The 8468-nt window shown below is 43.1% G+C and carries 11 protein-coding genes and 1 pseudogene; 9 read left to right on the forward strand and 3 right to left on the reverse strand.

Features of this window, described 5'->3' with window-relative positions; all coding sequences use genetic code 11:
* Nucleotide 1 precedes the first annotated feature (1 nt).
* Nucleotides 2-1807, reverse strand: a complete 1806-nt coding sequence (locus ROSEINA2194_RS02585; protein ID WP_007883029.1) for an ABC transporter ATP-binding protein — start codon at nt 1805-1807, stop codon at nt 2-4.
* A 290-nt stretch (nt 1808-2097) separates the two neighbouring features.
* Nucleotides 2098-2433, reverse strand: a complete 336-nt coding sequence (locus tag ROSEINA2194_RS02590) for a helix-turn-helix transcriptional regulator (RefSeq protein ID WP_007883032.1) — start codon at nt 2431-2433, stop codon at nt 2098-2100.
* Between the two features lie 213 nt (nt 2434-2646).
* On the opposite strand from ROSEINA2194_RS02590, the gene ROSEINA2194_RS02595 reads away from it, so the two are divergent.
* The 4 genes from ROSEINA2194_RS02595 (at nt 2647) to ROSEINA2194_RS02610 (ending at nt 4703) form a co-directional block, all read left to right on the forward strand.
* Nucleotides 2647-2874, forward strand: a complete 228-nt coding sequence (locus ROSEINA2194_RS02595) for a hypothetical protein (RefSeq protein WP_007883037.1) — start codon at nt 2647-2649, stop codon at nt 2872-2874.
* 66 nt (nt 2875-2940) lie between these two features.
* A complete protein-coding gene (gene spoVAD, locus ROSEINA2194_RS02600; protein WP_007883040.1) occupies nt 2941-3951 on the forward strand; it encodes a stage V sporulation protein AD in 1011 nt (336 codons plus the stop codon).
* Between the two features lie 34 nt (nt 3952-3985).
* Nucleotides 3986-4342, forward strand: coding sequence for a stage V sporulation protein AE (gene spoVAE, locus ROSEINA2194_RS02605; RefSeq protein WP_007883041.1), 357 nt, complete (start codon nt 3986-3988; stop codon nt 4340-4342).
* Between the two features lie 22 nt (nt 4343-4364).
* The gene (locus ROSEINA2194_RS02610; protein WP_007883042.1) at nt 4365-4703 is read left to right on the forward strand and encodes an Hpt domain-containing protein; all 339 of its coding nucleotides are present in this window, start codon (nt 4365-4367) and stop codon (nt 4701-4703) included.
* A gap of 67 nt (nt 4704-4770) precedes the next feature.
* Here ROSEINA2194_RS02610 and ROSEINA2194_RS02615 read toward each other — a convergent pair whose 3' ends face one another.
* Entirely contained in the window at nt 4771-5721 is a 951-nt protein-coding gene (locus tag ROSEINA2194_RS02615; RefSeq protein ID WP_007883043.1) for a glycoside hydrolase family 2 protein, read from the reverse strand.
* Between the two features lie 706 nt (nt 5722-6427).
* Between ROSEINA2194_RS02615 and ROSEINA2194_RS21660 the strand changes: the two genes are divergently transcribed.
* From ROSEINA2194_RS21660 to ROSEINA2194_RS02630, 5 genes and pseudogenes are all read left to right on the forward strand, one after another.
* The gene (locus tag ROSEINA2194_RS21660) at nt 6428-6559 is read left to right on the forward strand and encodes a hypothetical protein (protein ID WP_252832539.1); all 132 of its coding nucleotides are present in this window, start codon (nt 6428-6430) and stop codon (nt 6557-6559) included.
* Entirely contained in the window at nt 6519-6662 is a 144-nt protein-coding gene (locus tag ROSEINA2194_RS21665; RefSeq protein ID WP_252832537.1) for a DUF6040 family protein, read from the forward strand. The genes ROSEINA2194_RS21660 and ROSEINA2194_RS21665 overlap by 41 nt, the downstream gene beginning before the upstream one ends.
* A 144-nt stretch (nt 6663-6806) precedes the next feature.
* Nucleotides 6807-7400 carry a type IV toxin-antitoxin system AbiEi family antitoxin domain-containing protein gene (locus tag ROSEINA2194_RS02620; RefSeq protein WP_007883047.1) on the forward strand — a complete coding sequence of 198 codons (594 nt, stop codon included), beginning with the start codon at nt 6807-6809 and terminating at the stop codon, nt 7398-7400.
* Nucleotides 7401-7700 (forward strand): annotated as a pseudogene (locus tag ROSEINA2194_RS02625) (nucleotidyl transferase AbiEii/AbiGii toxin family protein); the annotation flags it as partial.
* A 19-nt stretch (nt 7701-7719) separates the two neighbouring features.
* Nucleotides 7720-8412, forward strand: coding sequence for a response regulator transcription factor (locus ROSEINA2194_RS02630; protein ID WP_007883057.1), 693 nt, complete (start codon nt 7720-7722; stop codon nt 8410-8412).
* The last annotated feature ends 56 nt before the right edge of the window (nt 8413-8468 follow it).

The raw sequence follows: 8468 nt of genomic DNA on the forward strand, positions 1-8468 counted from the left end.
GTTATGCGTCCTCCTTTCCTGTTTTTGCAGCTGGATGATCCTGTCTGATGAGCGCTTTTCCGGCTTCACCGTGGATGGCTTCTAACTGCTGTTTTTCAAACATATCGTAATAAATGCCGTGTTTTGCCATAAGGGAATCGTGATTTCCAATCTCGGCGGCAGTGCCGTCCTCTAACACCATAATGATATCTGCATTCTGGATCGTCGAGATGCGGTGCGCAATGAGAATGGTCGTCTTTCCTTCCCGGTTTTTCTTTAAATTGGTTAAAATGTGTTCCTCGGTGTCGGTATCGACAGCGGAGAGGGCATCGTCTAAAATCAGGATGGGTGCATTTTTCATCAGTGCCCTGGCAATGGAGCTCCGCTGTTTCTGACCGCCGGATAAGGTAACGCCGCGCTCACCTACAATTGTCTCATAACCGTCCGGGAACTGGACAATATTTTCATGGATGCAGGCAGCGCGTGTTGCGGACTGGATAGCTTCCATATCCTCATTTTCAGCGCCAAATGCGATATTGGATTTCAATGTGTCCGAGAACAGGAAGTTATCCTGCGGAACGTATCCGATATTTTCACGCAGTGTTTTTAAAGGAATGGTGTTAATGTCCTTTCCATCAATGAAAAGCATGCCCGGTTTCGTGTTGTAAAGGTGCAGCAGGAGATTTACCAGTGTGGATTTTCCATTTCCGGTGCGCCCGATGATCGCAAGCGTTGTTCCTGCCGGCACATGCAGGGTGATGTCGTTTAAAGTCGGTTCGCTGTGGCCGCGGTGGATGAAGGTAAGGTGATGAAAATCAATTTCTCCCCTAATGTCGTCCACATCCTTTGTTTTGTCGGTGTCTGCAATGGCAGGCTGTTCTTTGAAAATCTCCTGGATCCTTCGGATGGAGGCAGCACCCTGCGAAAACATATTGACGGAATCCCCGCAGGCTAACATCGGCCAGACAAGCATGTTAATATACTGGTTAAAAGCGACAAAGCGTCCAAGCGTGATGTCCCCGACCAGCGCAAGATAGCCGCCGTAAATGAGCGTAAGCAGCGAGGAAAGCCCGATGATGACATCCAGAAGCGGAATGACGATCGACTGGATCTTTGCAATGCTTAAGTTCTTTTCCATGGTGTTTTCGTTTTCTTTTAAAAAGTGGTAACGCTGTGCCTTCTCACGGACAAACGCCTTGATGACACGGATACCGGAAAAGCTTTCCTGCACGTAGTCGGTGAGATCGGAAACCGCCTCCTGCCTTGCAGTAAAGCGCGGACGGATGATTTTTCCATAATAAATCTCGCCAAATAAAATGAAAAGCATTGGGATGACTGCGATCAGTGTCAGCTTCACGCTGACATAATACATCATCTGGAAAATGACCATAAGGGTCATGACGGAGGCGTCAAACACACAGATGACGGCAGGTCCGATCGCCATGCGGATCGCGTTCAGATCGCTGGTAAAACGTGTCATCAGGTCGCCGGTCTTGTGTTCGTTGTAATATTCCACATCCATTTTCTCCAGATGGGAAAACATGTCGTTTCTCAGCTCTTTTTCGATGGAGCGGGAAGCTCCAAACAGGAAGTACCGCCAGAAGAAACGACCGACCGCAAGCAGCAGTCCAAGCAGAAACAGGTAAAACAGATTTAATTTGACTCCGCTCCAGTCAAGGCTGTGGGCGGTGAGTCCGTCGGTGATGACACCGGTAAGTTTCGGAATAAAAATATTGGCAAAGTCAACCACAAAAAGCGTGATGATACCAAGCGTATACTGGACCTTATGCCGTTTGATATACTGAAAGATAAATTGGAAAGCGTTCATAAATAAATCTCCCTTAATAATGTCCTGCGGTAAACGGTTTTACAGAACTACTATAAAACCGCAGAGTATCTTCTATTCTATACTTCTTAAAGCAAAGTTGCAACCTGTGAAAATAAAATGATATACACGGAAACAGCCGTGTGCCTGTCTGGATTTGTAAGAAGCCGGGGGAAAAGAGCACATAAAAAAAGTTTTCCTGCAAAAATCCTGAAAACAGATATTTCTACAGAAAAACCTCTTTTTTATTTATACATCGCACAGATCAGATTGTATCACGGGAAACAAAATACCTAATCACATCCGAGCAGAATGTCGACCGCATGCTGTAACTCAGGGCGATTGCGGTAGGCGTAGATGATCTCACGCTCATGATAAGTCAGGGAAGCTGCCGGATCATCAGGCTGGTCGTAACCGAAGGAGTTCAGGATGTCCGGGATTTTGTATATCTCGCACAGTAAGAGCAGTGTGTCCGCCGTCGGCTGTGCCTGTCCGCTTTCCCAGCCATAAATCGTCTTCGGTGCAACATCAATATCATGTTCCATCAGCCTGATCGATACGTCTTTCACTGAGTAATGATTTCGTTTTCTATATTCTTTTAACACCTTTGGAATTAATTCATTTCGCATAAAAATCCCCTGTTTCTGAAATTTAAAAAGTTATTATGGTTATCATATCTCACATATTTTAGACCGTCAATTAATTCTGATTATATGGGAAAATATGGTTGAAAGTCTTGAATTATAAGAATATAATGTGCGTAAGCAATGAGCAGTGCCAATCGAGAATATGTAGACCGAACATGCTTGCATGATGAGGTCTGCATATAACGGGAAGAACACATGAGAAAAGGAGCGGAGCGCATGAATAAATCCAGAGTGACAGAATATATCCTTGCTTATATGCAGGAAAAAGGAATTTCAGCATCTGAGATTTCAGAACAGACACAAGTTCCGGAAGAAAAACTGCATCCGGATTATAAAGAACCTCTGCTTGCCGAAGAGTTTTTAGAGCTTTGTGTTTTTTTACAGTTATCACCGGAAGCGATTGCAAAAACGATAAGAAAATGATGAAAAAGAGAATAATAAAAACTTCCCTGATCCATACTAAAAGAAAAAGAAAGTGTGGATACGAGTATGCAGAAGGGAAAACAGAGCCTCTGTTTTACAGAGGCTCCTTTTATTATCAGCACGGCAAATATTGTTGGAAAAAAGGAGGGAGAAGGACCTCTGGCAGGTCATTTTGATGTGATCGGTGAGGACGACAAATTCGGCCAGAACACATGGGAAGAGGCAGAGAGCACGCTGCAGAAAGAAGCTTTCACTATGGCGGTCGGCAGAGCCGGGTTAAAAAAAGAGGACATCCGGTATCTTTTCGCAGGTGATCTTTTGGGGCAGAACATGGCGACCTCGTTTGGGGTACTGGATTTTCAGGTACCGCTCTTTGGACTTTACGGAGCCTGCAGTACCTGTGGGGAATCGCTGTCTCTCGGTGCAATGTGTGTAGCGGCCGGCTATGCGGATCATGTCGTGACCATGACTTCAAGCCATTTTGCCAGCGCAGAAAAACAATTCAGATTCCCACTCGAATATGCAAACCAGAGACCGAAATCGGCCACCTGGACAGTGACCGGAAGCGCGGCTTTCGTCCTCGGAAAAGAGAAGGGAATGGCAAAAATCACAGGGATCACAACCGGAAAAATTGTGGATTTTGGGATCAAAGATTCCATGAATATGGGGGCAGCCATGGCACCTGCGGCCAAAGAGGTCATCAGACAGCATTTTGAGGATTTCGGGAGAAGTGAAAAAGAATATGACAGGATCATTACAGGAGATCTCGGAACGGTAGGACAGAAAATTCTCATTGACCTGTTGTTAAAAGACGGTTACGATATCAGTAAGATACATTCGGATTGTGGAATTGAAATTTTTGATGCTGAGAGCCAGAATACCGGGGCAGGTGGTTCCGGATGCGGATGTTCAGCAGTGACGCTGAGCGCTTACTTTTTAAAACAGATCGAAGATGGAACATTAAAACGGATATTGTTCGTGCCGACAGGTGCGTTGCTTTCAACGGTGTCTTTCAATGAAGGAATGACGGTGCCGGGCATTGCACATGCAGTTGTCATCGAACATGCAGATGTATAGACAATGGATTTTCAGAAAGAAAAGAGGATGAAAAATGGATTATATCAATGCATTCTGGGTAGGCGGCCTGATCTGTGCACTTGTCCAGATTCTTATGGAGAAAACAAAAATGCTTCCGGGCAGGATCATGGTTTTACTCGTATGTCTGGGGGCGGTGCTTGGCGCATTGCAGATTTATCAGCCATTCATGGAGTTCGCAGGAGCCGGTGCAAGTGTGCCACTGCTTGGCTTTGGAAATACACTCTGGAAAGGCGTAAAGGAAGCAGTTGACGAGAATGGATTTATTGGCATTTTTATGGGGGGATTTAAAGCGAGTGCGGTCGGTATTTCCGCAGCACTGATTTTTTCCTATATTGCAAGTATCATTTTCCAGCCGAAAATGAAAAAATAGTAACCTGAATGGAGCGGTAGATATGAATAAAGAGAAATTGAAAGCCTATGGTGTTGATTATGAGAATGCAGTGAAACGTTTCGCGGGAAATGAAGCTTTATATGAAAGATTTTTAAAAAAGCTGACCGAGGACAATCATCTTGCAATCGGGGAACAGGCAATGAAAGAAGAACGGTATGAGGATGTGTTAGAGGCCGTTCACGCCTTAAAAGGGGTTGCTGGGACCCTTGGAATGACGGAACTGTTCCAGGCAGCATCAGTGGTAGTAGCTTCCATACGGAAAAATGAAATCAGCCATCTGCAGGAGCAGATGGCCAAGGTACATACAGAATTTGAAAAAGCCTGTGAGGCGGTTTCCTGAACAGATAGCTGCGCTGCCCGCCTATGTGCGAAAGTGTGCGTCTGGCGCACACTTTGTTCCATATTATTTAAAATAACACCGGGCGTGTGGAGTCTAATTCGCGGATCAAAGCGGCAAAGTCGGCATGATCTTCCGGGAGCTTCCAGCAGAGGATGGAAGGGTGATAAGCGTTCTGCAACACATATTCTGTGAGCAGATTCCTACAGTCCTTCTCATCTGCAGCAATGTCGCAGAGTTCTTTTAATTCCACACAGGCAAAACTTCCGTCCTCGTCCATATCGTCATAGACAAATGGATCAGATTCCAGAGTGCGGATGAGATCCTTTTCCGGGACACAAAGACCGTTTACGAGGACAGAGCCGTTAGATTCCATGGACAGATTGCGCAGTCCAAAAGGAAGGACGATCTGATCTTCTGTGGCACCATTAACGATCAATCCTGCCACGACCACATAAAGCTTTGGAGAGGTTTTTCCATTCCAGAGGCATGGGTTTGTCAGATGGCAGATATACTCTGGTGCCGAGGCCGGAACACTTTTATTTGCAAGCATTGTTCCTGTAGTAGTAAGCACAGTGTAAGAAATCATGGCATCTTTTGGAAGATTTTTTGCATGGGCAGTGATACGGATACTTGCAGAGGAGGTGGAAATCTCCTGTGGGATCACGGTAAGTCCTGCATCACCAAAGTGGTCTAATGAAAAATGGTGTTTTCCGACAACGATAAGACTTGCGTCTAAACAAGGAACTTCACTGTCACAAACAATGTCTAATTCGTTGTCACCATTTACGATCTGATCGGTGACATCCACGCGGTAAAGCGTATAGCTTCCGGTGTGAGCTCCGATTTTTTCCTGATTCACAAATACTTCCATGGAAGGTGCAGCTCCTAACAGTTCCAGATAATAGCAGTATTCGTCTTCCTTATTCAAAGGAAGGATTCTTTTGTGGACAGCTTTGCCGTCCGGAGTCTTTTCCGTGGATAATATCCAGTCAGAATTTATATTCAGAATGTTTCGCATGTAAAATCTCCTTTAAGATAAAAATTCTTTACAGTTAAAATTATTATAATGTAAAACTTGCCAAAAGAAAAGAAGAAACCGGAGTTTCACTTATGAACTGCCGTTTACAGGTAGGTGTTACGGATTTCCCTAAGATTATGTTGTATTGCATGCCAACAAAGTATTTATAAGCATAAAAAATAGAACTGTTTGTTTTCAGGAGCGCTTCCGCTTGTTGTCGCTGGCAGCGGTACTAAGAAAGCATCCATCGTGATTTCAAAATCCAATTACATTGTCTTTTGAAATTGCAATGTCTGCTTTCTAAGGACCGGCCGCTCCCAAAATCCTGAAAACAAATCAGTTCTATTTTTTATTTGTCCAAGGCTGTGTGGCATGCAACATTCAGGTTGTGAAAATCCGTCAATCCATGTTACGAGCGGCAGTAATCAAAGCTTAAACTCCGTGAGGAGTGCCCTTTATCATCGACGAATCACAAGACATTGAAAACGACTGCATTTTGTCGCTACCTCCTTTATAGGCACTCATTCCATAACCGTGAGTTCCATAACGTAAATTGCAGATTCTGTGGTGCAATTCATAGCGTAAATTGGGCGCTTATATCTGCCCTTCACAACCTATAAAAGCACCACAGAATCTGCAAGGGAAATAAGGGAACTGTGACCGTACCGCTTACCAGAAAGCAAAAGCAAAATGTGATAACCGCAAAATCCAGTTGGAGAAAAAATATAAAAATATGACGGCAGGTTATGAAAGTCTTATGTTCCTGCTGATTTCTGATAATCAGGATCGGCTATCAGGTGGGAAAAATCTACCGGAAATATTGCTGGGATATCCTTAGCATTATGGTGGTAATAATGAGTACAGCTATTACAATTTACTTTGGAGAATGGATAAAATCTGTCCTTCTGATAAACCTTATTGTACTGTTGCTTCTGGTGTAGGTGATCTATATCGGAATCCGGTGTTATGTGAAAGACTGGCGGGAAGAACGGGATATTTTTAAAATCTAATTTGTTCATTGGTGTTATTTATATTTACTTTCATGCTAATATATATTATCATATTAGCATGAAAGGAGAATCTATATGACTCAATTTGAAAAATTAGATTTGTTGTTGCGTGAATGTGGAGGGACAATTCAGACATTTCAAGTCCTAAATAATGGAATTAGTAAGTCTGTGTTTTATGCCTATGTGAAGGAACGAGGATTAGAGCAAGCTTCTCATGGTGTGTATGTATCACCTGATACGTGGACAGATGCGATGTTCCTTTTGCATTTGCGTTGTGGTCAAGCTGTATTTTCTCACGAAACTGCATTGTTTTTTCATGATTTAACAGACAGAGAGCCTTTGAAATACACCATAACAGTAAGAACTGGATATAATCCAAGCCGTTTGCAGGAAGACGGTTTTCAAGTGTATACAGTAAAAAAGGATTTACATGAAATAGGGATCACAACTATGCTGACATCATTTGGACATTCAGTTCCGGTTTATGATATGGAGAGAACGATTTGCGATCTGCTTCGCAGCAGGAAAAATATTGAAATGCAGGTATTCCAAGAGGCATTAAAGCAATATGCGAAGCGTAAGGATAAAAACTTACGAATGCTCATGAAATACGCAGCTATGTTTCATGTTGAAAAGATACTAAGACCATATTTGGAGGTGTTACTTTAGATGATAACAACGGCAAGACAATTAAAGGATTTGATTCGTAATCTGTCAAAGAAAAAATCCGCAGATGCACAGATTTTGATGCGGAATTATATGATGGAACGTTTTTTAGAACGAATTTCTTTATCAGAGTATAAAAATCAGTTTATATTAAAAGGTGGGATGCTGGTGGCGGCAATGGTCGGTCTGGATGCCAGAGCTACTATGGATCTGGATGCTACCATAAAAGGCACTAATGTTAGTGTGGAGGATGTATTGCAGCTCTCCAAGAACGTAGAAAAGCCGAATGACGGAACAACAAAACAAGGGAAGGAGTTGCATCATGAATAAAATCCTGATTATAGATGATGACAGAGAACTGTGCGCTTTGATTAAACGTAGCGTACAAGCAGAAAACATAGAAGCAGATTTTTGTAATACCGGAAAAGAGGGCTTACAAAAATTAAGAGAGCAGGAATATCAGCTTGTGGTGCTGGATGTGATGATGCCCGGCATGGATGGTTTTGAAACGCTGGAAGAAATTCGCAAGGAGTACAGCTTACCGATTTTGATGTTTACATCTAAAAATGACAGCATTTCTAAAGTACGGGGCTTACGGGCTGGAGCGGACGATTATCTTACAAAACCGTTTGATATGGATGAACTGATTGCCCGTATTGCGTCTCTTATACGCCGCTACACTCGCTTTAATCAGCAAGCCGGAGCCATACAAAAGCTAAATTTTAACGGACTGCAGATTGACCTTGAAAATCGTTCTGTTACTACATCAAACGGCACTTTTGAACTGCCCCCAAAGGAATTTGATTTGCTCCTGTACTGTGCAAAACATCAAGGGAAAATTTTGACCAAACAGCAGATTTATGAGGAAGTTTGGGGCGAAGAATATTTCTATGATGACAGTAACATTATGGCGATTATCAGCCGGCTTCGTAAAAAATTAGAAGTCAATCCTTCAAGCCCAAAGTATATACAAACGGTCAAAGGGATTGGCTACCGGTTTAATAAGGAGGTGTAGTCAGTATGGAAATCATTGTATTCTTGTCCATTGTGATTGCTGTTGTGGCTGTACTC

This window comes from Roseburia inulinivorans DSM 16841, assembly GCF_000174195.1.
Lineage (GTDB): Bacteria > Bacillota > Clostridia > Lachnospirales > Lachnospiraceae > Roseburia > Roseburia inulinivorans.